Origin of the sequence: Xenorhabdus sp. Sc-CR9, from assembly GCF_963897815.1 — a bacterium.
In the GTDB taxonomy this organism is placed as follows: domain Bacteria; phylum Pseudomonadota; class Gammaproteobacteria; order Enterobacterales; family Enterobacteriaceae; genus Xenorhabdus.
This window is the reverse complement of sequence record NZ_CAWQTY010000182.1, coordinates 1-26,647: the sequence shown is the minus strand read 5'-3', so window position 1 is coordinate 26,647 and position 26,647 is coordinate 1. Positions and strand designations below refer to the sequence as shown.

The following is a 26,647-nucleotide window of genomic DNA, read 5'->3' as shown; positions in this document are numbered from 1 at the left end:
AAATTACACCTTAAAAGATAATGCCGGCCGATTTCGCCAGCAGCCAAATCACCGCAACCAGCAGCACCACGCCGACCACGATGATCGAGCCAAACTGTGTCCAGGTGGCTTTGCCGTCCCGCACTTCCGAAAAGGTTTCAACCGCCGCCGAGGCGACCTTAAAGAACGCGACTGCCGAAAGGATCAGCCCGCCAATCACAATGCCATCCTGGGCATAGCCTTTCACCTGTCCCAGTAATCCGCCTCCGCCGCCACTTTTTGGTGGTTCGATAGCCGGCAAATCGGCCCGGGCTGATTGACAGAAAAGACCGGACAGCAAAAACAAGGTGCTTATTCTGGTTATCAGATTCGTACTGATACGACGGCAGACGGTAAAAATTGGCTTCATGTTCAATCCATTCCTTTTTCATTATGTTCGTTGCATCAGCTGGCAAACATCCAGACCGCGACCACCAGTAAGATGGCGGTTCGCATAGCAAACTGGCTGATTGTCTGATTACGTACTTTTTCATTCGCCCAGCCGTTCCAGACATCCACTGCGGCCCAGGCCGCCCAGAGAAACAGGGTGGCCAGGAAAAATCCGACGCAGACCAGATACAGAAAAGTGATATCAAAATGCCCCGAGGCCACGGTAAAAGCAGTGCGTTGTGCTTCAGTCATTGCGGATGTTCCTGACGGTAATGACCGGATAGCGTGCCTGATGCCTGCTGCTGAGCACGGGAAGGGGCAAGATAGTGATCAATACCAGCTTTGATGGTGCTGAGATCCGCTCTGATACGAAGGTAATCAAAGTCATAGCGAGGGAATTTTGCGATATCAGCCGGCTTTTCGGCGAGGCTTGCACGCTCCAGTGCCATCTGCACCTGATCAATCAGATTTTTTGCACTTGCCAGTTCGTCTTTCTCGGCAGCCTGCGCAAGCGGCATACACAACACAGTCAACCCCAACAGACAGGCAGAACGGGACAGGGAAAAGCAACAGCGCATAAACACTCACCTCATCATGGATTTCAGGAGGCCGAGGATGCGGGGTTTTTTAACGCCGATCAGCAATAAACTCTTTATGCTTTGGTGAAAATTAGCTAAATAGTCTGGCTAACTTATTCAGCCAAAACTTAATGATGAAGGAAAACATATGCTGCGGATTGATTTAAACGTCCCTGATGATGAATACGAAAAGGCACGGAAGCTGGGTGCACGCTGGGATGCTGCCGCCCAAATCTGGTATATTGACAACAGTGTTGACCCGACGCCGTTTATGAACTGGTTGCCGTTCTACAATGTGCATGCTGAATACTGGTATCTCGCCCAGACCCAAACATCCTGCCCGCACTGTCATGAACACACCACCGTGACGGCGTTTATGCTGCCTGCCGGACACCAGCTACTGGAAGCGGATAACGGCGATGAACCCGGCACGGAAGTTGACTACACAGAGCAGGACAGCCCGGCGTTTTTGTTTTATATCGCCGATATTCCCTCTCTCGTGCGTAACGTGCTGCCCGGTTTTCACCACCGCCTGCGCCAAGCCGTCAGCCAGCGACTGCGCCGGCAGCACTGGATAAACCACTGCGAACACTGTGACGGGCAGCAGGATGATACCGAACTGTTTGCCGAAATCAGTGGGGCGTTCTTTCCTGCTTCCAAAGAGCAAGCGGCAGCTATTCAGCTGCATCGTATCGATCAGCCGTTTGTGGGGTATTGTGAAGATATTTCGCATCATCACTACTATTTCGATCCGAAAGGAGGCAGTCGGGCCTGTCAGGCCTGTGACTGGTTTGAATGGATGACACAGGTGGTGAATGTACCGTCAGAGTATCTTCAATAGGCTGTCGCATGAGCGGTACAAAAAAAAATATGGCATATAACACATTGTAGGATGACAGGTGCGGATCATGGTGACCACCTGAATGGTCACCTCAGAGAAAAGGTATTTACATATAAATGCAGTGCTGTTTCATTTGCAAAGTCATTGAGTTAATCTTTGGATTTCCTTGATTTCAGTAATGAACTCCATAACATTCTGTAAATCATTGGCATAGGATATAGGATAGAGTGACTTAACAGATTCAGGCACCACTAACTGTAGCGATTTACTCTTCATTTCTGCCAACTGTTGTTCACTTATTCCTGGCTGCATCGTTATCAGATGCTTACGTGCCACCCGGTCTCCTTCAGCCAATACTTGTCTCCAGCGATCTTTACATGTCGTTTTTGCACCAAGCAATCGCAACTTTTCCTGAGGAAAAGATTTATCGTGATAAGCAGAAAAACATGGAAAAAGAAAATCGGGTTTAGACTTATTCTCTGTTATATTTTTGGCAGAACCCTGTTGAAATTGCAGATTATGCAATGAGAAAAGATGATCCAAGTGATTTTCAAAGGCAAAACCAGCACGCGATTTTCGCCTGTTCTGAACACTCAATGAGAAATGAATAAATTCATCAACATCATTCCCGTTTTCTCCAAATCCCTGCGATAATTTTTTTGCTACCTCATAACGTTCATACGTTTTAAATAATTTTTCTTCCTGTTCCATCCATAGCATCAGTGTATTATCGGGTTCATTTATTGGTTCACCTGAGGCCATTTCCCTTGCCAGCAAAGAAAATTCTTTTGACTTAGGAAAACCAGCCGGAAAATGCTTTAATAATGTTTCCAGTAAATTTTCATTTTTACTTTCAGGTTCTTCAAGTTCTATTCCCAGGTCTTCAAATAACATCCTGACTGGAAGGATAAGCGATTTTTCCTCTATCGAAGATCGGGAAAAATGATGACCAATATTACCCAGCCCAAATAAAGTATTCAGCTGTAATTCAACTGAAGATCCCGGGGGAGTTATAATAATCAGCAAATCGCCATTATTACGTTTAATAATTAGAAAAAAATCACCTTCGCTCATCAAAGATGAAACAGGATTCGTTTTATAATACATACGATATTCAGCCGATCTGTTTGGCTGGTTATAACGGGTATCGTACCACGTTAATTGATCTTCACAGATGATCGGTTCGCTATCTTCTCCGGCAATATAAGTCAGCGTTGCCTTAAAAAATATTTTTTCCCCTTGTTCGGAAACGGGAAGATATTTTGAAAATCCTGCTTTGACCAATCCACCAATTTCATGTTGATTTGATTTTTTAGGATCAACATCAACAGCCGAAAGATATTTTGCAACTGCGACTTCGAAATGATCAGATAGCTGCTCAAACATTTTTATTATGTATCCCTTTAGTATCAATTTCTACAGAATCACTACCTGCACAAATCCACTCTTCTATTCTTTCAGATAATTCCTGAACGGGTAATCTGAATCTGCCTTTTATAGCACATTCCCAGATAACCATAACGTGCCAGCCATCACTCCTGAGCTTCTCATTAATAGCTTTATCTCGTAATACATTCTTCCCAAGTTTGTTCATCCAAAATTCGGTTCTGGTCATCGGGACTTTAAACAGATAGCAATCATGGTGATGCCAGAAACACCCATGAGTGAAAATGATTTTTCGATACTCATCGATTACAAAATCAGGCTTCCCCGGTAATTCTTTTACCTGTGTCCGAAACCGAAAGCCAGTATCTTCAAGGATCGCTGCCAGCTTTATTTCAATGGCTGTGTCACAATTTCGTATCGCTTTCATATTTTTGCTACGAATTACAGAAGAGTGAACATCAGCCATAATCAGACCTTATGCCACTTTTTTGCTGTTTTTTAGCGCAATTGCTTTGGCAATATAAGGTGCCAATAACTGAGCCACAGTAGCAAAAGCAGGAACAATCACAGAGTTGCCAAATTGCCGATAGGCCTGAGTATCCGATACGGGAATGCGGAAAGTTGTGCCACCTGGTGATTCAAATCCCATCAAACGCGCACACTCGCGGGGTGTCAGCCTTCTTGGTCTGTTTTTCTGGTTTTCTTCATTATCAAAATCCATCTCTCCAAGCTCTCTGTTCCAGCCTCGGTCGATAAGTATTTCAGAGCCATCTTTATGGTAACGGGCGGACAAGGTGCGGGCAACGCTATTCGGGTTATCAGGGAAAACCAGACCAAAACCAAAACCATTGCCTTTTGCCTGATGTTTTTTCGCGTAGTTGTATAAATATTTCCATAATGCAGGAGTAAGGATATATTTTTTATCAACATTACTGTCCAGTAGTTCTTTAAGAGCCGGTCTTTGCGCAGGAAAAAGTTGATTCATATTTCTGAGGGTAAATCCCTGGTGGATATTAAGATCACGCCGAAATCCAACCAAAACAATACGTTCACGGTGTTGTGGCAGGAAATTTTGGCCATCAATAATCTTTGGATCATCTTTCCCAGTATGTTCAACATCCGCAACTGAATATCCCAATTCATCCAAAGCCTGTACAATAACCCGAAACGTTTTCCCTTTATCATGGCTTTTCAGGTTTTTCACATTTTCCAGCAGGAAAATAGCCGGTTTTTTGGCAGCAATGATCCGCGCTACATCAAAAAACAATGTTCCCTGCGTTTCACATTCAAAACCATGAGCACGGCCTAATGAATTTTTCTTTGATACTCCTGCAAGAGAAAAAGGCTGACAAGGGAAACCCGCCAGTAATACATCATGATTAGGGATTTCACGATCTATATTTTGGTATGCTTCTTTATCACTGACAGAAATATCATAGCTCAGAGTTATATCCCTGATATCAGAATTAAAGGTATGCTCTTCAGGATCGCAATACCAGTTTGCTTTGTAAGTACGGACCGCATCCTTGTTCCATTCGCTGGTAAACACACATTGCCCGCCAATGTCTTCAAATCCTTTTCTGATCCCACCAATGCCAGCAAACAGGTCAATAAAACGAAAAGTGTAATTCGGATGGTGTTCAGGCGGTGATGGCAACAAACTATTAAGCATCTGTACTTCTAGTTCAGTTAATTGCTTTTGCACCATTTTACCATTTAACCAGCGATTAAGTGTTTCACGAGTCCAGTCGCTATGACTAATAGCCCGAAGTGCCTCAGCAACATATTTTTGATCATAGATTTCAACGAGTTTACTGATTAATGCTTTGTCTTCTTCCTTTTTCCGGCATTGTTCTTCTTCGTTTTGTGCAATCAGTTTTTGTGCAATTAACTCTAACTCTTTCATATTAAAAACCATTTAATTAATGGGATATCTTAGTGTGATAATATCACCCAACTGACACAGGATAAAGTTAAACTGACAAAAAAAGAAGTCTCAGATACGTATAACAATCACTGACGCGCCGCTGTGCGGCTTGTCTGCTGACGCTGGAGTACAAAACAAAAAACGTTTTGCACTCCAGCGCCCAGCTTCTTACAGGTATTTCTTAAACATTGAGGTTGTTATCACGACCGCCATACCCAGCACTATCGCCGCAGGCAACAATATCACCGTGGGATACACCACATCCGGCCACGATAAATACAGTACACAGGGAACCGTGCAGGCCGGTTTAATCCCCCGTTTGGCATGGTGATAAACAAAACTGGATTCATACCCTGCACCATAGCGCCGCAAATCCCGCCGTCCTAATCCATCGACCAATGCGACTAAAATCACCATCACAAACAAGGGTACAGATAACAACAAAATTGCCAGCCGGATCAGCGTCACCATCGTGATAAACATCGTTGCCAGCCAATACTCCCGCAAATGACCCGATACACCCTGTAATACCACATTAAATTCACGCATAAAATCATTGCGGCTATTGAACTGGTATTGCGATTGTCCCTGAACCCAGTTCATAAAACCACTGTCCACAAACAACCATTGATAGGCTTGCGCCAACCCTGCCGAAACGGTTTGTGAGGGTTCTGACAGCAACAGGCTTCGGGTAAATTCAGTGGATAAAAATTGCAGCTCCGTTTTCATCATATTCTGACTGTGAGTGGCACCCTGTTCCGGCCAGAAAAAAGCCATACCAAGATATTCCAGTAACAGGCTGAATAGCCAGGACATCACCATAAACCCAATGAGTTGCCACGGCCACTCCCATAACAGACGATAAAGCAGGCCATGCTGGCGGGGCGGTTGGGAAGATGGGCGGGATTGATTTTCTGACTGTGCCATGACCGGAAACTATCCCTTCTCTTCCCACCAGTTTTCACTGGTGCGGTAGTACCTGCGCATCTGTTCGGCAATGTTCTGCAAACTGGCCGGCATCAGGGCATCATCGTCATCTCCCGTGGGCAAAGGCATGCGGATTTTCCACAGTTGCCCGCCTTCCAGCAGCGCGAACGCCTGCCCTTTCGGCAGGTTAATCATTTCAGCGGGCGTGACAAGCGGCGTTTTGACGGTGCCTACCCTGTCCTGTGTAGACGAGGTAAAATCCTGCCCCTGTTCAACATCGGCAATATCCGAATGCCCGGATACCAGGGTCTTGCTGTAGATTTCCACTTCAGGTAACTGACTGGTGAGCAACTCCGCCGTCCGGTTATCGCGCACACGCAACATAATCAAAGTGTTGAAGTTACCCACCACCTGCGCGGTTTTGGCCGGGCTGCCGATACGGGCCTCGATATCGGAGGAGGTCTGGGTATATGCCGTGACCTGCATGCCTGCCCCACCGCCTTTGTTGATCAACGGGATAAATTCATCCCCCATCAGTTCATTGAATTCATCGCAATGCAGATTAATCGCCAGTTTGCCATCATAACGTACCGGTAATCCGGCGTTCATCCCATATTTGTAAATCTGCCCGGCGACACTGACCAGATCCGCAAACATGCTGTTGCCCACCGCCGAAGCCACATCACTGTCAGACAGCGCATCCAGCCCGATATAGACAATCCCGTTCTTACGGATCACTTGTTCCCAATCGAAGATGGGTCGCAGGTCAGTCATATTGAGATAATCCGGCGATAACAATTCCGCAATTTTGCCGGTGGTCAGTTTTTCCAGCAGCGGCAATAAGGACGCGACAATTTTATCAAAATAGGTACGGTCATAACGCACGGCAGAACGCAGACCATCCAGAATCGGGTCATAGAGTTGCTTGCCTGCGTCAGAACTCAGCGTCATTTCCATCGCCCAGAGCCGGAGGGCATCGGGCTGCCCCTGCATATTGCGCGGAATGTCTTTTTCTTTCAGTTTGCTGAGGGAATGATTGATTTGCGCCAGCAGATCCGGTTGTCTTTCCTCCATCATTCGGGTGGCATAGCGTTGATACAGTTCGCTGATATTATTGACGTAGCGGGTGATAAGCTGGTAATCCGGCCGGTGCCCCAGAGCCACCAAAGCACGGGCAACAATATTGACAAACCGCCAGGCAAATTCACGGAACGCGGCGCTGTTGCCTTCGCCGCTGAGCTGACCGGCCAGACGGGAAGCGACTTCGGACACCCGGCCAAACCGCCCGATGGCGTTATAGCGGGCAGATATTTCCGGCCAGCCCAGATGAAAGAGGGAGAGTTCATTGCCGCGACCCGCTCGATGCGCTTCTGCCCAGATGCGCCTTAACAGATCAGCGTCGCCTTTGGGATCAAAGACGATCACCACTTCACCGCGCCGGATATCCTGCGTGATAAGCAGTTCGGCCAGCCGGGTTTTCCCCACCCGTGTGGTACCCATCACCAGCGTATGCCCGACCCGCTCGCGCAGATCCATAAAAACATCGGCCTCCTGTGGTTCAATACCGTGGATAGCAGGATTGCCACCCACAGGCGGCAGCGGGCGTACCGGATTAAATGGCGAGTCTTTGCGTAATAGCGCAGATAATGTCGGCCAACGGTATTCAGTTCGACGCTCCAGTGCGCGGGCAAGCTGATCTATCCGGGATGGTTGCACGAATCGTTCCACTTCCGGTCGGCGCGTATCCTGCAAACGCTGAGTATGCTTCTGTTGCCAGCGAAATCCCCGGCCCAGAAACAACTGCCGGTGACTGACGGGAATTTGCCTGGTGCTCATCTGGTAACGTGGCAGACGGCGCAGATTTTTGCGATAACGGATGACCTGAATACCCTGCCATGTGCGTATCATTGCCAGTACGGCAAAACCGCCGCCCATCACATAGCTGACGGAAGGTGCCAGTGCGATGGCCCAGGGTGCCCGGAGACAGACAAACGCGGCAACGGCGGAGACCAGCGCCGTATTCAGCTCGACGGCAGGGCGCAGCAGGGCTTCAACCACATAACGGCGGCTCATGGTGACAACTGTTGGGAAAGTTGAGTTTCCGTGATCAACACCGGATAATGTTGCAGTTGCAATCGGCGAGCCAGCTCGGTGCCGGAAGCAGGCGATAACAATAAATCCGGCGCTGATGCCCGCAGTGACTGCAAACCCGCCATTTCCCTGACATTGACGACCAGACCCACAGCATGCAGTTTCGTCAATATGGCCGCATTCTGACTAAGCCACTGGCGTGAACCAGGATCATCCCCAATCAGAAACAGGGCACCAATCCCCGGCAGTTGCAGTGCCCTGTCTGCCACTTTTCCCGGTGTCAGTTCCGGTGTTCTGACAGGCAACATCGCAGCTTCACCTGCCATTTCGGGGGAGGAATTCTGCACCGATGACAAAGACTCATCACTTTGCTCAGCATTAATACTTTCATAAAAGGGTGAAGCATCTTTACCGCCTAAATCCGCAATCACATTCAGTTCAGCATGGCAGGCACTTATCCATAACAGGCCGATAACGGGAAATACACTCAGCCATTTCATAATGATGAGATCTGCCATCCCTGCTCTCCCTGTCGCAATAAGACCGGCATGACGCCCTGCCCAAACCGGAACCAGTACCCCGCATCATGATTCAGGGTGACTTGCCGGTTGCGTACCCGTTCAACGGGGATACGATGATTTTTAGCCCACTGCCGTAGTATGTCGTCATTGCCCTTGCTGTCGACCAGATAGATGTCAACCGGTTGCATCAACGCCAGAACTTCCGCTAAACGGGCATCACACGGCGGGCAATCGTTGATTTTGACAAACAACGCCAGACGCCCCTTGGCCTTACCGGATTTCGCCATATTGACCGGCAACATATCCGGAAATAACCGTTGCCAGGCCACATCCACTTCCCGTTGAAAACGCAATTCTTTTTCAGTACGGGCAAATTCCGCCTTGACCCATTGTTCGGCATAACGGCGGCGTTCAGCATCACTTTCCGCTTCAATCCCCAGGGTTGTCAACGGGTCAAGCCCCGGCGACTGAATCCCCCTTGGCCCATTCAATAATTGCTGATAACGCTGATATTCATCCGTATTCAATCCCCATTGCTCAGCCTGTGTTTTCAGAGACTGCTTTTGGCTTTCTGCCGTATGTGCCTGCTGCGACGTTAAGGGTGACGGTGTGGCTGCCCATGTTGGGCTGATGAGCACTATCCACGTTACCAGACCGATTTGATGTAATCTCATGGCTGCTTTCCCTGCCGGGGTTGTGGAAGCTGATAACCCGGCCGCAGATGGTGACAAACCTCACGTTGCACCTCATCCACCTCCAGTTGCCAGGCCGGGCCTGCCATAAACTGCAACGCCGTGCGCAGCCGGACAGGACCTGACTGATAGTGTACCGACGGCAGCGGCTGGCGATATAAAATGTCATTGGTTTTTTCAGCAGTGCATAACGAATAGCCCGATTGACGCAGCACGTAACGCAGAGCATCGGCCACGGTGGGATTCTGAGAAGCAGGAATATGCACATCAATCAATTGGGAAAGAAGGTCACGCTGTGCTACTGTCGGGTCGGTACTGACCAGTAAATAACGACCGTAGCGGGTGACTTCGGGTGCTTGTCCATAAATATCCGGCGAAACAGACTGACTGTTTTGTGTCAGTGTAATGAAAGGCGGTGGCTCTTTTGCGCCTTGAGGCGAGGGGTGTTTTACACAAGCCGAGCATCCGGTCAGCATGACCGCTATCAGGCTTATTAACGCATTTATCTTCATTCCGGTCAGGTTCCTGCTCAGTCATCAATAGCACCGACTATGCAAGGAACCCGGTAATTTATTCAATGAACAACTCAACTGTGTCTGCTGGAAATTAACCTGCCGAAACCGGCATTATCACATTAACTGTTAGGATTTTTATCAGTATATTATTCAGTCATTGTCTGACTTTCGTCAACCGGCTGACGGATTTTTCGCTCAATAAAATTGCCGTAGTCATCGAAATAACGGCTGGGCCAGATTTCAGCAGGATCCATTCCCAAACGGGCAGCAATGATCAGTTCCCCTTTGGGCCATGAGCGGGATAAGGTATTTGCCAGGGTGGAAGAACTTAATCCCGATTCGCGGGATAAAGCGGCGAGTGTCGTACCACGTTTGCGTAATGCACAAATAATTTCGGCTGGGTGCCAGTCTTTCTGAGTGTGAATCATCGTCATACCTGCTTCCCCTTCTATTGATTATTGGTGGTAGTTCAGACAGGGTTTCCAATACCGGAGGTCAATCGATCCGGCGAGACGTGAGTCTCCCCCGCCTGAACCACCATTGAAAGGATGAGAGCAGGCACACTGGTAGAAACTACCTACCAGTGGATTGACCTTTCAGGGTTGGAAATCCCTGACTATCGGATTTTGCCGATAGCTTTTCTACTTTAACGAATTACGTTATCTAATTCAATAATCGAACGTGTAAGTTTAACAAGTAAATTAATTTGCCTAAGTTACTAGCACTCTATCTGACTGCTAATTCTGTCTGAAGGTTTCTATTTTTTACGTGGAGTTCTCCTACTCCTACAAACTACCTTTATTTGATACGGTTAAGCCAGCAACACATGTCAATCTGAATGAAGCAACAAAGAACCTATATTTTACTGCCAGAGTGATGTGTGATCCCAATTATCAATAAATCCCATCGTTTCCCATTTTACACAGCAAGGTTTTTCTTTCATTAATTCCGTTAATTGTGTTTTTAAGCCATTATGATAGGACACCTGAGCTGAAAGATACTTCAAAATAGCCAACCGACTATAAAGAGTCGTTGGATTAATAATATGTTGTTCTAATTCATATCCTTTTTTCGGCGGGAATGCCCGAAAGGATCGATTCCAGATTCTATTATGGTGCGCACAAAGATTGCGAATATGACTTAATGTATGAAACCACGAAGCCATGACTTCATAACTTTTCACATTAAACTTGTATGCAATTGCTTTCTGATCCACATGCAATAACGACTTATATATTTTTGACCATGAGCCAAAGCTCAATGTTTCTGTGATCATCCAGGAGGGCGGGTATTTTGGGATGTGATATTTCTTCTTATAATGTTCAATAAACGTTTCTTTGGCCTCATTAATCTGACCAAAAAAGTTTTCATAGTGATAGTCATTACTCAGAACAGATAAGTTCATGAACCAATGAGCACCATATTTTCCGCACATATGTTCAGACAAACATGTTCGTAGTGCTATTTCCACTTTTTGTATTTGTTCGAGGATAATCAGGCGCAATTTGCGGTCGAATTCATAAAGCTGAAGAACATCTTCTAACGTGGTTCCTTCAACAAAATTTTTCGGCTCAATCGGTTGTGGTATGCGTTGTTCATCCATAATATAAAAAGGATAAAAATAACCACGTAATCTATAATAACCGATGAATGTCAGTGCATGCTCCGCAGCCTTGTGCTCTTTTATTATTAAGCCGCGTTCTCGAAGTTTATTAATAAGAAAAGAAATATCTTCTGGACGCTTTTGATAAATCTTCTTTTGAGTTGTAGTCGTCATAAATGTCACAGAAAGTAAAATTCAGGTAAAAAAAAACCTGCCAATTTGCGCATTCCCTGATTCAGGGACTCAGCGTGGCAGGTGTACTTGCGACTAATTATACTTATCTGAGTCAATGTTTTTTAGCAAAAAGTGCTATTTATATGCAATTACCCTTTTGTATCATTAAGATAGATAACTCTTTCGCGTTATACGTTAAAGCAGTACCCGACCCTGTTTTAATTTAACAGGGCGATACGTTAATGATAAAAACACCACTCAGAACGGGATCTCCGAATCCCAGTCGGTTTCATCCTCTTCCGGTAAAACTGAAACCTGTACCGACTGCGTATTTTTTCTTTCCTTATTAGCAGGTTGAGATGGTGGTTGCTTCTGTGCCGGTTTATGTTCCGCCTGCTGAGGTGCTGCGCGCTTCGAATCTCCACGACTTCCCAGCATCTGCATCGACCCATTCACATTTACCACCACTTCCGTTGAATAGCGATCCTGGCCCTGATTATCCTGCCATTTACGCGTTTGCAGTTGCCCTTCAATGTAAACCTGTGTCCCTTTCTGCAAATATTCCTCAGCAATTTCTGCTAACTTGCCAAAGATCACTACCCGGTGCCATTCGGTTTTTTCCCGCAATTCGCCGGTTTGTTTATCCTTCCAGTTTTCTGACGTAGCCAGTGAAAGTGTTGCCACTGTACCCCCTGTCGGCAGATAGCGGATCTCCGGATCTTGCCCCAGATATCCCAGTAAAATGACTTTGTTCACACCGCGTGAAGACATCTTGTTTTCTCCTGTTATCGGGGGTGACGTTGTGTCCACTGTCCCTGTTTCAGGGCAAATTCCGCCTGCTCACGCCGGGCAAAATACTCCACGGATTCACGAGAGCAGGGAATACCTTCATCTATCGTGCCGATATAAAACCCCGCACGGTGGCGTAAAACGGTTAACGGTAATTGTTTATGGCAATATTGCAGGGCCAGAACCCCAATCAGTGCGACATTCATAACGGTATCCTGTTGTCTTTGTTCATAAAGGACTGCCCTGAAAATTCAGGGCAGATCAGAGGAATAACAAAGGAATATCAGAAAGAGTTCTCTGCATATTCTTTTTGCGTGATGCCGTTCTGAGGCGGCATCGAGTCGGATTGTTCGGCCTGATACACTTTCTCCTGACCGATTTTGATCCAGTCAACCTTAATTAGACGGGCTTTCAGGCTGACGCGCTGTTCACCGGCATGATCACCGCGTTTCAGGGTAAAAATATCAGTCGAGGGATTGCTTAAGGTGAACCCCAGCAACACTTTTTTATCCTCGTCTACGGCTTTCTGGCAACGGCCGACCAGACTGGTCGCTTCCTTGCCGACCACGGTGATATCAAAACGCACATAAACCGGGTTATCACCCGGCCCGTTCAGCGCATTGATCACACAGCTCAGGAACGTCCCGCTGGCAGTGCTGACATGGCGGATGTTATTCAGATAGCCCAGTCCTTTAATATTCAGGTTGAAATAGTCGTTTTTGGTTAAGGCTGTAGTGTTCTCAGACATACGATGTTCTCCATGGAGGTAAAAAAATAAGGGATAACGGAGAAAATCCGGTTCCCTGACGGGAATGATTTTTCCCGCCGGGTGTCAGACACATACACAATGGATTTCAGGTTGCATCGCGGCGACAAGGGAATGACAAATTCGTCGGGAACGAATTTGCCCAGCCAAAGGCTGACCTCCGGTGAAAGGCAGGAGCCTTTCATAATCCCCGGGAGCATAGATAACTATGTGACCGGGGTGAGCGAGCGCAGCCAACAAAGAGGCAGTTTGAAAGACGAAGTGTATAGACGTTGCTGACATGCTGATAAAGAATAAAAAACCTTCACTGCCACTGGACTGACAATATCTGCTTTCAAAGGTGGGCAGATGTACCGCAATCATGCGCTCCCTTTCAGGCTACGGGAGTTTTCGGCTAAAACAGCATGATTTTTAAAGCATCAGTCCGTGCGGTCAATCCTTAATCCCATTTTCAGTCCGGCGAATTTCCCCGCCGGGTTTTTCGGGAGCCGGTCACCGCGTTAGCGTTCAGCATCCCTTTGCATGCCGGATAGCGGGTGCAGCCCCAGAACGGGGTTGTTTTCCCCGCCCGTTTTTGCATCGGGCCGCCACAGCGCGGGCACGCCGGGGTTTTCGGCAGGGTAAACCGGATCGGCTGTGTTTTGCCCTTTTCCACTAAATGCGCCAGCCACTGTGCCTGTTTCTGCATAAAGCCATCCAGTGTGGTCCGGCCCCGGGCAATGTCGTCCAGTGACTGTTCCCAGAGTGCCGTCATGCCCGGATGGGTCAGGACGTCCGGCAGCCCGGCTATCAGCTCCTGCGCCAGCTGCGTTGCATGCAGGTTTTTCTTTTTTCGCGCCAGTAACCGGCGTTTAAACAGGGCTTCAATGATACCGGCCCGGGTGGCCTCCGTACCCAGCCCGGCACTTTCCCGCAGCACTTTTTTAAGCTGTGGATCATGGATAAACGCCGCCGCATTTTTCATGGCGGCAATCAGCGTACCTTCGGTAAAAGGCGCAGGCGGCCGGGTTTGCCGGGGCTGTATTTCTGCACAGAGTACCGGACAGCTTTCGGTTTTTTCCAGTGCAGGCAGAGCGGTATTGTCGTCCTGCTCCTGCACCTGTTTTTCATCGGCAATCAGCGCCTTCCAGCCCGTGACCACACTGACCCGCCCTTTCGCCTGAAATACCTGCCCGCCGATAGTGAATGTCACCTCGGTCACATCCGTTTCCTGAGCAGGCAGAAACTGCGTCAGATAATAGTGGCGGATCAACTGATAGACTTTTAATTCATCCGCGGTCAGTTTCGTCATATCAAAAGTGTGGCGGGTCGGAATAATGGCATGGTGCGCCGTGATTTGGCGGTCATTCCAGACACGGGAAGGCACGCTGACATCCAGCTGGCAGATAATGGGGCTCATCGCGGGATCAGTTCGGGTCAGTGCGGTGAACACGGCCGGAATATCTTCCCGCATTGAAACCGGCAGATAACCGCAATCCGTGCGCGGGTAGGTGGTCGCTTTATGGGTTTCATACAACGACTGGGCAATCGTCAGTACCTGACCGGCCCCCATTCCCCACTGACGGGAAGCCACCTGCTGGAGCGTCCCCAAATCAAAACAGAGCGGCGGCGGGGTTTTCTCCCGTTTCTGCGTGAGTTCAGTCACCACAGCATTTTGTGCCTCCTGACAGCACTGAACCACACTATGAGCGATATCTTCCTTAATACAGCGTTTTTCTTCATCGCAGTCGTCGGGCGCAGGCAGCCATTTAACCCGAAAGCTAATGTCATCTTTTTGCAATGCGGCCATCACCTGCCAGTAGGGTTTTGGCTCAAACCGGGCGATATCGTTGTCGCGGTTCACGACCAGTGCCAGTGTCGGCGTCTGTACCCGCCCGATGGACAGCACCTCACCAAATCCCTGTGCCTGCGCTTTCAGGGTATACAGGCGGGTCAGGTTTATTCCCGTCAGCCAGTCCGCCCGTGCCCGTCCCAGTCCGGCCTGCCAGAGCGACTCGGTTTGCTCCCCCGGTAATATCGCGGCCAGTGCCTGCCGGATACTGGTTTCATCCAGCGCAGACAGCCACAGCCGCCTGACCGGACCAGTGAAACGGCAGAATTCCAGCAGTTCCCGGGCAATCACTTCCCCTTCACGGTCAGCATCGGTGGCGATAATCACTTCGTCGGCCTGTTTCAGTAATTGTCTGATCACCGCAAACTGATCAGCAGTCTCTTTCTTCACCGTCCACTGCCATTGTGCAGGCAGCACCGGCAGGGGTTCCATGCGCCACGGCGGGCCGAATTGTTCGCCATAGTGTTCGGGTGCAGCCATTTCCAGCAAATGCCCGATAGCCCAGGTGACAATAATACTGTCGCCAAAGAGATAACCCTGTCCGCGCTGCTTCACGCCCAGCACCCGGGCAATATCTCTGGCCTGAGAGGGCTTTTCACATAAATAAAGTGGCATATCACCCCCTCCCCGCATCCTGAGCCACCGTGCGCAGGGGCGGTGAAAAATCAGAACGCAACCGGCCCGACAAAATATCGGGATCCGGTTCGCCCAGCCATTTAATGGCGTCAAGACCTGCCGGTGTTTTTTCCTCAATATCTGCGCGGGTCACCTTCAGGGGACGGTAAGAACGCACCAGACCATAAATCTGGCGGATCACCCGGCTGCCGTTATGCAGCAACGTATCCCGCTCTGAGCGGGAGATAAAACCGTAATGAAAGGCCTGAAAGGTTTTCATCGCCAGCTGGTCGAAACCTACCAGCAGCCAGACACAGCGGTAACCCAGCGGGGAATGACTGTAGACGCCGATATTCAGCGGTTCGACGGAGGAAACAGCAGATAACGTAATCTGCGCCGGCAGGGCGTTCAGGATCTCCTGCAAAGTGGCAATACGCTGCTGAAGACTGGCCGATGCCGTCACCAATGCCTGTTCCAGTTTAATCAGCCAGCTGTCGGCATACGGGTTATCGGCAGCGGCATCCACGCTGATGGTGCCGGCGCGTTTAATCACCTGCGGCATGCCGATAATGTCCGGGTATTGACGACGGCCGGTGATGTCCTCTTTTTTACGTCCTTCCCAGAGGCGGATCGCGTAGTGGGTGTGCAGTTCAATGGTTAATGCAGATTTCAACGCCCCGGCACGATAGTGCGGAGGAGGGACATTTTTTTCATCAGGTCCAGACATAAAGAGCAACTCCTGTTTGGTCGGTTTATGTCTGTGGAACTATCAGGGGAAAGGCTTCGGTAACTCAATCAATAACCAGTTATGGGAAAAAGGAAAAAGAATAAATTTTATTCATTGCTAAAAGAGTGATTTTTAGATGGTGTTGGCAGCACGTCGCTGTTTATTTTTTGAACTTTGTTGGCAGTGCCAACAAAGTGTGTTTTTTATACAGCATTAGCCTTGATGGACTTTTCCCGGATTCAATGAACAATCAACTTATTCCCCATGCTATTCACATGAACCTGAAAAACAGGCAATAGCCTCACTTATCGAACCAGAGGGTTAATGTCATTTCCTGATGCCGATAAAGAAATAGTTAAAATTTTTACTGTAGCACCTCATTTTTATTCAGTATTGGGATGCTCAATGCTGTGTATTTTTTGAACTTTGTTGGCAGTGCCAACAAAGTATGTTTTTTAATCAACGCTGTTATTGTTGATACCTCGCCAGCGTCAGTCGCTGACGGATATCTTTCACGACATTGCGCACATGAGCTTGTGAGGAAGGTAAAACCGGACATTCAGTTTCCCGGATGAACTCAGCCTGCGTTTTTGCAGGGCCAGGCGTCGCAATAAGGGTTTCAGCTTGTGCATACAGTTTTCCCTCCCGTGCCCGTTTCATCATCGCCAGCAGCCAGCCGACCGGATTGCCGATTTTGCCTGCGCGTAGCGCTTTGTCCAGACAGTCCAATACGGTTTGTGCCTGTTCAGCGGGCAGTGCCTGTAATTGACCGGTCAGCATGGTCACATCTTCCGGCTCCAGTTGTCGGCAAAGTCCTTCTGGCAGAAAAATAGCGGAGGGTGGATTTACGTATGTTTTTTTATTCACATTCTGTGTAAAAGAACGTACATAACGGTTCGGTTTAACGGAATCACTGTAACCTGATGATTTTATACTGAGTTCGGATACCGAATTCCGCTTAGTCTGCCCCTCTTTTTGTCTCAGTTCGGTTTCCGAATCCGGTTTCATTTCCCTGAGTTCGGTTTGCATCTCCTCCGGTTGCAGACCTGACTGAATCCGCTGGCGCATCACACTTTGCTGCGGCGTCTGTACGGCATTCAGCCGCGCTTCCAGTAAACAGAGATGACTGTGGCGATGGCGCATCATCGGATCATCCCTGATGTCAGTCAGTACTGACCAGGCCGTCTGGCTGATAGTGCGGTTTTTGCTGCGACAGGCTTCTGCCACGGTATCCAGCCAGTGAGGATCGAGAATTTCGGCATCACGGCAGGTCAGCGGTTCATCGTGTTGCGCATAGATATTGCCCCGCACCCGCCCGTACTCATCGCGGATACGCTTGCATAAACTCAGCCAGCCGGTTATTCGCAGCATCAGTAATACCCGGCTGACGGTTTCACGGGAGGCTTTGCCTTTATAGGGTGAGGCCAGCAGCACCTGCAATTCATCATAGCTGGGGAAAACCGCCCCTTCATTTTGTTGCGCATACAAACGGATCATCATCCAGCCCGTTTTATCCAGCGGTGACAGACGATCATCCAGTAACAGGCGACGGGGATAGGCATCCTGAATATTCCCCATAAACAGCAGACCACTGCGCAGCTGTGAAACGTCATCGCCGGTACGTTGTTCCAGACGGCTTTTCATTTTGGCAATGGTGTGGGCAATTAAACTGTCTGCTGACAGGGTTATCATGATCCCTTCTCTCCGGTGTTAATCTGTGAAAATAATGTCAGGGCTGCACCCTGTGGCATTGCACAAGGCGCAGAATGACACGACTTCAGTCACATTTACGATTTACGAATTTCATTGTTGTAGCGTTCGTGGTGCATCAGCTCCCACGATTGCCCGCTGTCACGGCTTAACAGCCGCCAGAACAGCCCCACGTTAATTTTCAGATACCCGGTGCCTTTTTCCTTCAGCCGGACGTAATTACGCTGGCCCCGCCGGTAACATTTCACCTGATATTGCGCCTTACGGCGAAAGGACAGAGGTGCCGTTACCGGCACATGCAGGCCGGGCATGATTTCGGTTAATTTTCCTGACATCGTTTCCTGTATAACTTGTTTTATCCCTGTTTTTTCACAGAGACCGATCCGGATGCACCCTGTTGCTGCCATTCTTTGACGGCATTCCAGACGGACGTCAGCGAAATATCATGATGCTCCGCCACGTCCATCATGATATCCAGCCCTTCGGCACTGTCCGCATCCCTCATCTTTGCCGCCTGCCAGCGCTGCCACAGGTCACGGTTTTCCGCTTCCGTCAGCACTGAAACCCGCCCCGACTTCACGGCAATACCGGCAATACGCCGGCGCGCCGCCACCTCCAGACTGGACAGGCCAAAAAAATAGTGCATCAGGTCAATCGATCCGCTGAGTTCCAGTGCCCGGTCAATGCGTTGTATCCGCTGCTGTTCGATACGCGCCTGATGCAGGATGCGGGCCAGATTGGCGTGATGAATCTGTACACTCAGCACCGATACCGGGCTGTTGCCCAGATAATGCAAATCCTCAATCGTCAGGCTCTGTAACATCAGCATCTCCGAGGGGGCCAGCCCCAGTGCTTCGCAACGGCGGATATAGCCGTTCTTCAAATCCATCACCAACTGCAACAACAGGCTGTTGGTCGCTTGCGATAAATGATTCATACACTTCCTCCATTATCAGGCCGGTCAAAACACAATGAATGAACAACACACTGAAAAGCAGGCACCCCGGACCGGCATCGCTACATCGTCAACATCTCCGGTGTAATTTCGCGCTGAAGTTCACGCAGGCGGCGGATAATTCGCAGCAGCCGCAGAAACTTCACGGTCTGGCTGTCATCCAGTAATGGCACCGCCTCCCGTCCGGCGGTGCCGAGCAGAACGGCAGTCAGTGTCAGTTCATGACGGTCAGTCGAGATTTCCCCGGTCAGGGCGTGCAATAAACACGAAAAAGGATGAACATCCGGCCCGTCAATCAGGCAAAATCCCGCCGACCGCTCATCCGATACCGGCAGCAAATCACGGTCACAGCCCATCACTTCGGCCAGTTCAAACGCCAGGCGAAACGCCATATTTTGCAGATGCTCGATATCGTCCTGCATCGGGGAAATGTGCCAGACTGAACTGACCGGCTCCAGCCCGGTCCGGGCAAAGTGGAGATCGTCAGCTTCAGGCTCAGACAGCGCCGGTTCAGGCGGACTATCCGGCTGATAAGGCGGACTATCCGGCTGATAAGGCGGGATCACCGGAGTGTTTCGGGAAGACGGAGCAGGCACGGGTGTCTTATCGACCGGAGCGCATGTTGTCTCCGATGCCTGCACCGCATCCGTGACGGGTTGAGACATTAGGCGCGGGTTCAATTCCCTGTCTGGCGCCCGAATCCGATCCGCTTTAGGCGTATCCGGCTTTTCCGGCACCGGCACAGCGTCAACCTGGGTGGCCTGTTCGCCAAAGAGCTGCCGACGGTTATTTTCCTTCGGATCGAGTTCCAGTACCCAGCGGTCATAATTCAGCTGCGGATGCGGCAGTACCTGCAATAAATCCCCGATCAGTTCATCAAGGAACATCTCCGGTGCCCAGTCTTCCAGTGCATCAAATTTGCGGCAACAGGTACCAAAGACTTCATCAAAGGTGACGGCAGGTTCCGGGTTTATACTGAAGATATATTGCTGCCAGACAGCCTCTGCATTCTGACGCAGCACCAATAAAGGACGTATCTGGGGGGTTCCCAGCCCGGATGCCAGCAAATTAGGTATCCACGGATACAGGTATTGCACGGTATCTTCCATCCGGCTGATATGGCTGGCACTGACGGGAAAACCGGCCGCATTAAGCTGCGCGGACAATTCACGTAATGTGATTCTTTTTTGCTTTTGCTCTTCGTAAATGGCTCTGGCCTTGCTGATCCCTAATGCTTTTTCAATAAAACTCAGGTCGCCCCGCAGTTCATTTTCCGCCAGATGCCCGATAACACACTGCAATCGTCCGGGCCACGGTTTAAACAGGCAGTGAACACGATAAAAACGCTCATCGCCGGTTTCCTGCCACAGTTCGGACAAAATCTGATAGCGGGTATTACCGCCGTCGCTGAAGATATAGACATCTTCACCTTGCGGGTCACGGGTGACTTTCGGCACCGTATCCAGCCCGCGCGCTTTGATGGAGGCTTTGATATCGTCGTAACGCGGATTCCGACTGGTACGGGGGTTATCCGGATTGGGGCGGAGTTGATCCAGCGTCAGTACCATCGGCATTTCCGACGCAGGGAGTGGTTCATTACATATCGCTACTGCCTGACGCCCTTGTTGTAACAGGGCATTGCCTATATTGAGATGTTGCCGTGCCATCATTTACCCCCGTAACCATCACTGTCTGCTGATAAGTCTGAAAACCGCGTATATTGACCGTCAAATCCCACACGAACCGCGCCCGTTGGACCCTGACGCTGCTTACCAATAATGATTTCAGCGATACCCGTATCGGGTGTGTCCGGGTGATAGACTTCATCGCGGTAAAGGTGCAATATCAGGTCGGCGTCCTGCTCCAGTGAACCGGAATCACGCAGGTCACCATTGTTAGGACGTTTATCGGAACGGTTTTCGACCTGCCGGTTAAGCTGGGACAGCGCCAGTACCGGGCAGCCCAGTTCTTTGCCCAACGCTTTCAGGTTACGGGATATATCGGCAATTTCCTGTGTCCGGTTTTCCTGGCCGGGCGCGCACATCAGCTGAAGGTAGTCAACCATAATCAGGGCGGGTTGACCGTATTTGCGGGTATAGCGGCGGGCACGGGCGCGTAATAGTGCAGGCGTCTGGTGACTGCAATCATCAATCACCAGACGATGATCCCAGCGGGCAAACTGATCCAGACTCTGGCTGATGCGCCCCCACTGCTCATCATCCAGCATCCCGCTGCGCAGGGCACTCAGAGAAACCCCGCCTTCCATGGCGGTGAGACGCAGCATCAGTTGTGCCGCCGGCATTTCCAGACTGAAAATCTGTACCACCGCATCATCCCGGTGTCGCAGGGCACCAAGACAAAACGCCAGCCCCAGTGCGGTTTTTCCCATCGAAGGGCGGGCAGCCAGCAAAATGAGATCACCGGCCTGCAAGCCACAGGTTTTTTCATCAAGATCCTGAAATCCGGTCGGTGTGCCGGTTATTCCCTGTGAGCCTTGTATTCGTTCCAGATGGGCAATCAGGCTGTCTGCGCCCTGCAACAGGGTCATTTCCTGATGTTGGCGGGTCGAACCTTTTTCAGCCAGATTAAACAACTGACTTTCTGCCTGCTCTATCAGGGTATCTGACTGAATATTCGGCTGAAAAACGTCAGCGCTGAGGGATTTTCCCAGTGCCAGTAACTGACGTAACCGGCTTTTTTCCGCCACAATACGGGCATACTCCTCAATATTGGCGGCACTGGGGGTGTTTTGACACACTTCCGCTACATAAGCAAAACCGCATGCCCGATCAATTTGCCCGCACTGGGTCAGCATATCGGTCAGGGTGATCAGGTCGAACGGACAGTTTTTTTCGCTCAGTTCAGCGATGGCCTGAAATATTATCCGGTGTGCCGGGAAATAAAAATCGTCGGCAGCCAATAGCTGGACAACGCTATCCCAGCGCTCATTCTCCAGTATCAGACCCCCCAACACCCCTACTTCGGCATACGCATAGCTGGGCGCCTCTTCACTGATGATCTGTAAATGTTCATGCGGCAGATTCATCGGCGACCTCCCTGCTGAGCGCATTCAGGGCAGCGATTAAACGCTGTTGCAGATGAGGGGAAGAAACCCAGAACAGCACTTCTTTTTCGGTCAGATACTGCGGCTGGTCATTTTCCCAGCCACATTCCAGCAACGCCAAATCCGGAGACGCATCGGGGCGCATGGCCTGCCTGCGCAGCTCCGCTTCATTGCGGGGATAGTAGTGCTCTACCTCGTCCGGAGAAACGTCGAGAATAGCGGGTAACAGAAGCTGAAGTTTCGCCTGCGCGGTTTCACGATCCGGCGCATCCACAAAAACAAACCACTCATCATCACTGAACAGTAATTCAACACTCTCATAACGAAAACAAACCGCCCGCCAGATAACATTCATTGCGCTTCTCCCGTCGGTTGTGCAGTCAATACCGCGTCGAATTTTTCCGCCCATAAGGGCACCAACTCACAGGCAAGGCGGTGCATGGTTTGCGCGGCAGCCGGGCTTTTTCGGGTGGTTTTATACTCAAGACGATGAACGGGCTGCGCACGGACATGCCCCAGTTTGTAGATGTCCAGCAGGTCTATCCGGGTTTCCAGCAACTGATAAACCTGCCTGCCGCCCAGTGCGGAAGCGTCATACCGTTGATTATTGATAATGTCAGTCAGTTCACTCAGCGTATCCCGGTCAAGATTCGTTCCTTCAATCCCGTTGACCAGTATCCGGATAGCCGGCAGGCGAATACCGTAGTTTTCAAAGGGCCGGAGCCGGGTCAGCATCCGCAGGGTGCCGCGCAGGAACTCGCGGACGTCGGGTAAAATAGGCTTGATAACCCCCAGAACGCCCTGCGTGGCCGCCAGTACAACCAGCTCACTCATCACGCCGGTCGCCCCTTTGGAATCAATGAAAATAATATCGTACTGGCTGAAGAGGGGATGTTGCAGGACATTACGCAGACGCAGACGCCCGTCGGGCGCGTGCAGCATTGCCGTTGGCAGGAGTTCATCCGGATCGTTGGAGATCAGAATATCGAGGTTTTTGATAACCGAACGGGAAATGATCTGCTCAGACCGGTTCAGATCCACCGTCTGCATCAGCAATTCATACAGACCAGCGGGTGCTTCATAATTCAGGGGAAAAATACTGCTGGCAGTGGGTTGCGAATAATCCGCATCAATCAGGAGAACGCGTAAACTGGCATCGGCAAAAAAACCGGCCAGATTAGCCGCGTGGGTCGATTTACCTTCGCCCCCTTTGGGGGAAATTATGGGAAGAATTATCATGTTGCATACTCAGTTAGTTAAGTATGCAGGCTAAAAAAATTACGTTTTATTTTTCATCAGTCTGGCAGGGGATTGAAAATCCCCGTGTCGGTGGTTCGATTCCGCCTCCGGGCACCAATTTTAAAACTCGTTTGTTGAAGGGATATCAATAACTTAACACGTGAGTCAGAAATAAGTGCTGTCAAGCAAATGTTAATGAATATAATATATTACTTTGCGTAAGTTAATAAACTAAAAACAGCCACTCTATACGAAGTCAGGTGAACACAGTTTGTGCTCACCTTTTTTGCGTTGAAAGTAATGATTTCAGTAATTGATTCTGATGTCAAGTCAGGTGATGGTCAGAATTGCTCTTTGAGCATACTTCCCGGTTTCTTCGTTTTGTGTCTCCACCTCCAAACCATCCCATAATCCAGTGACACAGTCAGGGCAATCCCGCTGATATCTTGCCCTGTTTTTTTACCTCACGTTAACGGATTACACAGCAAGATCCAGATAAAACGCCAGTTCATTCGCCAGAGTTTTACCCGCGATTTCCATATCGATATCAATATACTCCATCGTGGTCGCCACACTGCGGTGTCCCAGCAAACACCTGACCAGCTGCAAATTACGGTCGGGGGCTTTCATCAGCTCGGTCGCCAGCGTATGACGGAAGCGGTGGGGGGAGACAGCAAAACCACATTCTTTAGACAGGCGGTTAAAGAAAGAACGAAGATGCTGCTTTTCTCTGTCATGATTATACTGATAACTGACATGGCGTCCGTGATGACGAAAACGCAGGCGGGTTAAATCAAACAGCGGATCATTCTCTTTCGCCCCACAGGCTTTTGCCTGTTCAACCAGCTGCACCAGCCGGGGTTTCAGTTGCGGGATCATCGGCACCCGCCACTCACTGTGGTTTTTACTGCCTTCCACGCGCAACTCAATGTAACTGTTGTCCAGATTAATATCCCGTAACCGCAGATGCAGCAGCTGGTTCAGGCGCATGCCCGTCAGCCGGAAGGTATCCAGTACGGTCAGCCAGTACCCCGTCGGGTATAAGGCACAGCGTCCGCCCCGCGGGGCGGTCTGTAAACGTTCTTCCTCCTCATACTGCTGCATCCGCAGGTAAATCCCGGTTATCTGCGCCTTACTCAGGGTTTTCTTTTGTTTCTTCTCTTTTTTGACTGCCGCGTCATTAAACGGATTTTTGGCGTGCGACAACAGTTTTCTTTCCATCCCGAAATTAAAAATGGCCCGCAGGTGCGCCACCTTATTGTTCCATGTATAACCGGACTGATTTTTCTCTATCAGCAAATGACGTCGCCAGCGCAGAACATCCCGGTGAAATAACCTCCTGGTCATCAATAATGGCCGTCACTGAAGCGGTGCCTGCCTGCTGGCTGAACAGTGTCGCGTGGGCTTCGCCGTTTTCATCGGTTTCAATCTGTGCATCTGTAAAGTGGCCGTTGTCCGAGCGCCACCAGACAGGGATACCGACGGCGGGTTGTCCGGTCAGGTTTTTCACTGTTACTGTCAATGTGACGCTATCCTGACCATTGGCAATAATGCGTGTTTTATCTGCACGCAGGGTGGATGTCAGCACATCATCAAACCAGAGCGTCGGGGCGGTCATGTTCAGCATCTTTTCGGCGGTATCGGGATAATCCGCCAGGTTTTGTGTAGCGAGCCACAGCCAGGCACCCAGTTTACGCCACATTTTCACCACCTTGGTCATATAGGTGATAACAGCGGGTTGGTCGTGGTGATATGCCCTTCATCAATCACCAGTTGCAGTTCGCGATCCTGATATTGATCCCGTTCAGCGAGGTTATTGACTTTGTTAATCAGCGACACCATCGCCAGTGCCATTTGCGCCGAGTAGTTCTCCCGTGCCAGTGTGCCCAGATCAATCAGGGTGACATCCACTTCCGGCCACGGCGTACCGGGACGGTTAAATAATTCCCCCTCAAACCCCTGGGTAAACATCGACATGGCGCTGGCCATTTCATCTGCCCGTGCCCGTCGATGACTTCCTGCACATCCTGCCGGGCGCGCAACGATTCGGTATTTTCTCCCACCGCATTTTTCGACAGCCGGGTAATGTGGCAGTGACTGCCGATGACAGCTGCTGAGCAGCGATTGATTGTGCGGCTTCGGTGGGGGATTGCGATTGGTGAAGTTGTTGTCCTAATTGTGAGGTGATGTCAGCCAGTTTGTGGGCAGAAAGATTATCTTCGTTTTGCTGTTCTGACGTGGCCTGCCCCTGAAAACTAAGCAACAGACTCAACAGGCCGATAATCAGAAGATTCGCGTTATCGGACAGAGAGGATTGGAATTTTTGCAACACTGACTGTTACCCTTTTCATTAATGATGAAAGCGGTAACATGCGGGAAAAACAGCACATATACAGTGCTCAATTCTTTTTCCGACAGTGAAAATTAAAACAAATAAGGCGTTGTTCAAGCGTTAATGCTTTGCCAACGGCGTCACTCCCTGCATTTCGACCTTATACTGGCGAACCCATTTCTCAGGAGGCTGATATCGGCCCCCAGTGAACAGGCAACATTGACAACCCACACAGATAGAGAACAGCCTGTTGAACAGCTTTCAGCTTAAATTCAGCGGAATATTGGCGTTTACTGATTTCAATTTAATCATTACACCTCATTATTATGTTAATAAAATCAGCAGGCTTTTGAGGTGTCCAGATTCAACATACTCCTACACCCAGAATATTAAGCTAACATCGAACTACTTGTGAGTTAGTTATTTTGCTGCAAATGTATTTACACCTGTGAGATTAGCAGTGAAATTCCACAATCTTAAAGCTTCCGATGGATCAATTGCGTATTCACAAACACCGATAAAGGGTTCTTTATAATCTGATGCTAGCCCGATAATGTCACAATCTTTACAATAAAGTCCCCCCACCCCATTCAAGGCCGGGCTTGTTACTGCCCATACTTCAGTTGCAGCTCCTTGCGCCGGAGATTTAAAGGTTGGATCAAGAGGATTACCATCCTTATCCATCCATCCCTCGTTCGCCATCTCTTCATAAGACAGATGCCGCTGGAGTGGGGTAAAGATTTTCCCCGGATGCAAAGAAAATGCCCTAATATTCCTATTTTTCCCATAGTTATCCAGTTGGAATGCAAAAAGTATGTTAGCAGTTTTAGGTCGTGACTCTAATTTATTGATAGTGATGAATGTTCAGATAATATCCTATAATTCTGTCATGCATTTCGATGGATTTTGAAAAAGACAATGTTTTGCGAGTCAGTCTTGCCAAATGTTGACGAAGA

At 49.5% G+C, this 26,647-nt stretch carries 30 protein-coding genes and 2 pseudogenes; 1 reads left to right on the top strand and 31 read right to left on the bottom strand.

Features of this window, described 5'->3' with window-relative positions; translation table 11 throughout:
- Positions 1–10 precede the first annotated feature (10 nt).
- From AACQ81_RS12250 to AACQ81_RS12240, 3 genes are read right to left on the bottom strand one after another with little or no spacing between them, the layout of a single operon-like run.
- The gene (locus AACQ81_RS12250; protein WP_237387453.1) at positions 11–388 is read right to left on the bottom strand and encodes a TIGR03745 family integrating conjugative element membrane protein; all 378 of its coding nucleotides are present in this window, start codon (positions 386–388) and stop codon (positions 11–13) included.
- 35 nt (positions 389–423) lie between these two features.
- Positions 424–660, bottom strand: coding sequence for a TIGR03758 family integrating conjugative element protein (locus AACQ81_RS12245; protein WP_012989740.1), 237 nt, complete (start codon positions 658–660; stop codon positions 424–426).
- Positions 657–986, bottom strand: coding sequence for an integrative conjugative element protein, RAQPRD family (locus tag AACQ81_RS12240; protein WP_237387452.1), 330 nt, complete (start codon positions 984–986; stop codon positions 657–659). The genes AACQ81_RS12245 and AACQ81_RS12240 overlap by 4 nt, the downstream gene beginning before the upstream one ends.
- 148 nt (positions 987–1,134) lie before the next feature.
- Here AACQ81_RS12240 and AACQ81_RS12235 point away from each other — a divergent pair, with 148 nt between their 5' ends.
- Complete coding sequence (locus AACQ81_RS12235) at positions 1,135–1,827, top strand: DUF5710 domain-containing protein (protein ID WP_237387451.1); 693 nt, start codon at positions 1,135–1,137, stop codon at positions 1,825–1,827.
- Positions 1,828–1,968: 141 nt separating this feature from the next.
- On the opposite strand, the gene AACQ81_RS12230 is transcribed toward AACQ81_RS12235, so the two are convergent.
- From AACQ81_RS12230 to AACQ81_RS12095, 28 genes and pseudogenes are all read right to left on the bottom strand, one after another.
- On the bottom strand, positions 1,969–3,213 hold the full coding sequence (locus AACQ81_RS12230; protein WP_237387450.1) for a type II restriction endonuclease: 1,245 nt from the start codon (positions 3,211–3,213) through the stop codon (positions 1,969–1,971).
- A complete protein-coding gene (locus AACQ81_RS12225) occupies positions 3,206–3,679 on the bottom strand; it encodes a very short patch repair endonuclease (RefSeq protein ID WP_237387449.1) in 474 nt (157 codons plus the stop codon). The genes AACQ81_RS12230 and AACQ81_RS12225 overlap by 8 nt, the downstream gene beginning before the upstream one ends.
- 9 nt (positions 3,680–3,688) lie before the next feature.
- A complete protein-coding gene (locus AACQ81_RS12220) occupies positions 3,689–5,119 on the bottom strand; it encodes a DNA cytosine methyltransferase (RefSeq protein ID WP_237387448.1) in 1,431 nt (476 codons plus the stop codon).
- A gap of 189 nt (positions 5,120–5,308) precedes the next feature.
- Positions 5,309–6,067: a TIGR03747 family integrating conjugative element membrane protein gene (locus AACQ81_RS12215; protein ID WP_237387447.1), complete on the bottom strand. Its 759-nt coding sequence runs from the start codon at positions 6,065–6,067 to the stop codon at positions 5,309–5,311.
- A 9-nt stretch (positions 6,068–6,076) separates the two neighbouring features.
- Complete coding sequence (gene traD / locus AACQ81_RS12210; protein WP_237387446.1) at positions 6,077–8,140, bottom strand: type IV conjugative transfer system coupling protein TraD; 2,064 nt, start codon at positions 8,138–8,140, stop codon at positions 6,077–6,079.
- Positions 8,137–8,676 carry an integrating conjugative element protein gene (locus AACQ81_RS12205; RefSeq protein ID WP_237387445.1) on the bottom strand — a complete coding sequence of 180 codons (540 nt, stop codon included), beginning with the start codon at positions 8,674–8,676 and terminating at the stop codon, positions 8,137–8,139. The genes traD and AACQ81_RS12205 overlap by 4 nt, the downstream gene beginning before the upstream one ends.
- A complete protein-coding gene (locus tag AACQ81_RS12200) occupies positions 8,655–9,353 on the bottom strand; it encodes a TIGR03759 family integrating conjugative element protein (RefSeq protein WP_237387444.1) in 699 nt (232 codons plus the stop codon). The genes AACQ81_RS12205 and AACQ81_RS12200 overlap by 22 nt, the downstream gene beginning before the upstream one ends.
- Positions 9,350–9,883 carry a PFGI-1 class ICE element type IV pilus protein PilL2 gene (gene pilL2 / locus AACQ81_RS12195; RefSeq protein WP_237387443.1) on the bottom strand — a complete coding sequence of 178 codons (534 nt, stop codon included), beginning with the start codon at positions 9,881–9,883 and terminating at the stop codon, positions 9,350–9,352. Before pilL2 ends, AACQ81_RS12200 begins: the two co-directional genes overlap by 4 nt.
- Positions 9,884–10,032: 149 nt before the next feature.
- Positions 10,033–10,320, bottom strand: a complete 288-nt coding sequence (locus AACQ81_RS12190; protein WP_237387442.1) for a helix-turn-helix domain-containing protein — start codon at positions 10,318–10,320, stop codon at positions 10,033–10,035.
- A gap of 428 nt (positions 10,321–10,748) precedes the next feature.
- The gene (locus AACQ81_RS12185; RefSeq protein ID WP_237387441.1) at positions 10,749–11,663 is read right to left on the bottom strand and encodes an Abi family protein; all 915 of its coding nucleotides are present in this window, start codon (positions 11,661–11,663) and stop codon (positions 10,749–10,751) included.
- 258 nt (positions 11,664–11,921) lie between these two features.
- On the bottom strand, positions 11,922–12,434 hold the full coding sequence (gene ssb, locus AACQ81_RS12180) for a single-stranded DNA-binding protein (protein WP_237387440.1): 513 nt from the start codon (positions 12,432–12,434) through the stop codon (positions 11,922–11,924).
- 14 nt (positions 12,435–12,448) lie between these two features.
- Positions 12,449–12,658 (bottom strand): hypothetical protein, encoded by a 210-nt coding sequence (locus AACQ81_RS12175; protein ID WP_038220407.1) that lies wholly within the window; start codon positions 12,656–12,658, stop codon positions 12,449–12,451.
- Between the two features lie 77 nt (positions 12,659–12,735).
- Entirely contained in the window at positions 12,736–13,200 is a 465-nt protein-coding gene (locus AACQ81_RS12170; protein ID WP_041979770.1) for an STY4534 family ICE replication protein, read from the bottom strand.
- Between the two features lie 84 nt (positions 13,201–13,284).
- Positions 13,285–13,581 (bottom strand): hypothetical protein, encoded by a 297-nt coding sequence (locus AACQ81_RS12165; RefSeq protein ID WP_237387439.1) that lies wholly within the window; start codon positions 13,579–13,581, stop codon positions 13,285–13,287.
- Positions 13,582–13,669: 88 nt separating this feature from the next.
- A complete protein-coding gene (locus tag AACQ81_RS12160; RefSeq protein WP_237387462.1) occupies positions 13,670–15,664 on the bottom strand; it encodes a DNA topoisomerase III in 1,995 nt (664 codons plus the stop codon).
- A gap of 1 nt (position 15,665) precedes the next feature.
- A complete protein-coding gene (locus AACQ81_RS12155) occupies positions 15,666–16,391 on the bottom strand; it encodes a PFL_4669 family integrating conjugative element protein (RefSeq protein ID WP_237387438.1) in 726 nt (241 codons plus the stop codon).
- Between the two features lie 468 nt (positions 16,392–16,859).
- The gene (locus AACQ81_RS12150) at positions 16,860–18,083 is read right to left on the bottom strand and encodes an STY4528 family pathogenicity island replication protein (RefSeq protein WP_237387437.1); all 1,224 of its coding nucleotides are present in this window, start codon (positions 18,081–18,083) and stop codon (positions 16,860–16,862) included.
- Positions 18,084–18,178: 95 nt separating this feature from the next.
- On the bottom strand, positions 18,179–18,436 hold the full coding sequence (locus tag AACQ81_RS12145; protein WP_012988060.1) for a ParE family toxin-like protein: 258 nt from the start codon (positions 18,434–18,436) through the stop codon (positions 18,179–18,181).
- Between the two features lie 20 nt (positions 18,437–18,456).
- The gene (locus tag AACQ81_RS12140; protein ID WP_237387436.1) at positions 18,457–19,038 is read right to left on the bottom strand and encodes a DUF2857 domain-containing protein; all 582 of its coding nucleotides are present in this window, start codon (positions 19,036–19,038) and stop codon (positions 18,457–18,459) included.
- An 80-nt stretch (positions 19,039–19,118) separates the two neighbouring features.
- Complete coding sequence (locus tag AACQ81_RS12135) at positions 19,119–20,723, bottom strand: ParB family protein (RefSeq protein WP_237387435.1); 1,605 nt, start codon at positions 20,721–20,723, stop codon at positions 19,119–19,121.
- Complete coding sequence (gene dnaB-PI / locus AACQ81_RS12130) at positions 20,723–22,102, bottom strand: SPI-7-type island replicative DNA helicase (protein WP_237387434.1); 1,380 nt, start codon at positions 22,100–22,102, stop codon at positions 20,723–20,725. The genes AACQ81_RS12135 and dnaB-PI overlap by 1 nt, the downstream gene beginning before the upstream one ends.
- Positions 22,086–22,475 (bottom strand): hypothetical protein, encoded by a 390-nt coding sequence (locus AACQ81_RS12125; protein ID WP_237387433.1) that lies wholly within the window; start codon positions 22,473–22,475, stop codon positions 22,086–22,088. Before AACQ81_RS12125 ends, dnaB-PI begins: the two co-directional genes overlap by 17 nt.
- Positions 22,472–23,359 (bottom strand): ParA family protein, encoded by an 888-nt coding sequence (locus tag AACQ81_RS12120; RefSeq protein ID WP_237387432.1) that lies wholly within the window; start codon positions 23,357–23,359, stop codon positions 22,472–22,474. The genes AACQ81_RS12125 and AACQ81_RS12120 overlap by 4 nt, the downstream gene beginning before the upstream one ends.
- Before the next feature lie 477 nt (positions 23,360–23,836).
- Positions 23,837–24,688: pseudogene (locus AACQ81_RS12115) on the bottom strand (tyrosine-type recombinase/integrase); the annotation flags it as partial.
- Positions 24,615–25,369, bottom strand: a pseudogene (locus tag AACQ81_RS12110) (Ig-like domain-containing protein); the annotation flags it as partial. The pseudogenes AACQ81_RS12110 and AACQ81_RS12115, both read right to left, overlap by 74 nt.
- Positions 25,350–25,691 (bottom strand): hypothetical protein, encoded by a 342-nt coding sequence (locus AACQ81_RS12105; RefSeq protein WP_237387431.1) that lies wholly within the window; start codon positions 25,689–25,691, stop codon positions 25,350–25,352. The pseudogene AACQ81_RS12110 and the gene AACQ81_RS12105, both read right to left, overlap by 20 nt.
- A gap of 420 nt (positions 25,692–26,111) precedes the next feature.
- Positions 26,112–26,447, bottom strand: a complete 336-nt coding sequence (locus tag AACQ81_RS12100; RefSeq protein ID WP_237387430.1) for a hypothetical protein — start codon at positions 26,445–26,447, stop codon at positions 26,112–26,114.
- Positions 26,448–26,535: 88 nt separating this feature from the next.
- A partial coding sequence (locus AACQ81_RS12095; RefSeq protein WP_237387220.1) for an IS1 family transposase occupies positions 26,536–26,647 on the bottom strand: 112 nt, incomplete at its 5' end.

Coding starts and splice junctions, on each gene's coding strand:
- AACQ81_RS12250 (WP_237387453.1), bottom strand. CDS start 388: ATGAAGCCAATTTTTACCGTCTGCCGTCGTATCAGTACGAATCTGATA.
- AACQ81_RS12190 (WP_237387442.1), bottom strand. CDS start 10,320: ATGACGATGATTCACACTCAGAAAGACTGGCACCCAGCCGAAATTATT.
- AACQ81_RS12215 (WP_237387447.1), bottom strand. CDS start 6,067: ATGGCACAGTCAGAAAATCAATCCCGCCCATCTTCCCAACCGCCCCGC.
- AACQ81_RS12225 (WP_237387449.1), bottom strand. CDS start 3,679: ATGGCTGATGTTCACTCTTCTGTAATTCGTAGCAAAAATATGAAAGCG.
- AACQ81_RS12120 (WP_237387432.1), bottom strand. CDS start 23,359: ATGATAATTCTTCCCATAATTTCCCCCAAAGGGGGCGAAGGTAAATCG.
- AACQ81_RS12145 (WP_012988060.1), bottom strand. CDS start 18,436: ATGTCAGGAAAATTAACCGAAATCATGCCCGGCCTGCATGTGCCGGTA.
- pilL2 (WP_237387443.1), bottom strand. CDS start 9,883: ATGAAGATAAATGCGTTAATAAGCCTGATAGCGGTCATGCTGACCGGA.
- AACQ81_RS12245 (WP_012989740.1), bottom strand. CDS start 660: ATGACTGAAGCACAACGCACTGCTTTTACCGTGGCCTCGGGGCATTTT.
- AACQ81_RS12150 (WP_237387437.1), bottom strand. CDS start 18,083: ATGATAACCCTGTCAGCAGACAGTTTAATTGCCCACACCATTGCCAAA.
- traD (WP_237387446.1), bottom strand. CDS start 8,140: ATGAGCCGCCGTTATGTGGTTGAAGCCCTGCTGCGCCCTGCCGTCGAG.
- AACQ81_RS12185 (WP_237387441.1), bottom strand. CDS start 11,663: ATGACGACTACAACTCAAAAGAAGATTTATCAAAAGCGTCCAGAAGAT.
- AACQ81_RS12170 (WP_041979770.1), bottom strand. CDS start 13,200: ATGTCTGAGAACACTACAGCCTTAACCAAAAACGACTATTTCAACCTG.
- AACQ81_RS12155 (WP_237387438.1), bottom strand. CDS start 16,391: ATGTCTGGACCTGATGAAAAAAATGTCCCTCCTCCGCACTATCGTGCC.
- AACQ81_RS12140 (WP_237387436.1), bottom strand. CDS start 19,038: ATGAATCATTTATCGCAAGCGACCAACAGCCTGTTGTTGCAGTTGGTG.
- AACQ81_RS12125 (WP_237387433.1), bottom strand. CDS start 22,475: ATGAATGTTATCTGGCGGGCGGTTTGTTTTCGTTATGAGAGTGTTGAA.
- AACQ81_RS12220 (WP_237387448.1), bottom strand. CDS start 5,119: ATGAAAGAGTTAGAGTTAATTGCACAAAAACTGATTGCACAAAACGAA.
- ssb (WP_237387440.1), bottom strand. CDS start 12,434: ATGTCTTCACGCGGTGTGAACAAAGTCATTTTACTGGGATATCTGGGG.
- AACQ81_RS12160 (WP_237387462.1), bottom strand. CDS start 15,664: ATGCCACTTTATTTATGTGAAAAGCCCTCTCAGGCCAGAGATATTGCC.
- AACQ81_RS12200 (WP_237387444.1), bottom strand. CDS start 9,353: ATGAGATTACATCAAATCGGTCTGGTAACGTGGATAGTGCTCATCAGC.
- AACQ81_RS12240 (WP_237387452.1), bottom strand. CDS start 986: ATGCGCTGTTGCTTTTCCCTGTCCCGTTCTGCCTGTCTGTTGGGGTTG.
- AACQ81_RS12175 (WP_038220407.1), bottom strand. CDS start 12,658: ATGAATGTCGCACTGATTGGGGTTCTGGCCCTGCAATATTGCCATAAA.
- AACQ81_RS12230 (WP_237387450.1), bottom strand. CDS start 3,213: ATGTTTGAGCAGCTATCTGATCATTTCGAAGTCGCAGTTGCAAAATAT.
- dnaB-PI (WP_237387434.1), bottom strand. CDS start 22,102: ATGAATCTGCCGCATGAACATTTACAGATCATCAGTGAAGAGGCGCCC.
- AACQ81_RS12205 (WP_237387445.1), bottom strand. CDS start 8,676: ATGGCAGATCTCATCATTATGAAATGGCTGAGTGTATTTCCCGTTATC.
- AACQ81_RS12135 (WP_237387435.1), bottom strand. CDS start 20,723: ATGGCACGGCAACATCTCAATATAGGCAATGCCCTGTTACAACAAGGG.
- AACQ81_RS12235 (WP_237387451.1), top strand. CDS start 1,135: ATGCTGCGGATTGATTTAAACGTCCCTGATGATGAATACGAAAAGGCA.
- AACQ81_RS12165 (WP_237387439.1), bottom strand. CDS start 13,581: ATGATTGCGGTACATCTGCCCACCTTTGAAAGCAGATATTGTCAGTCC.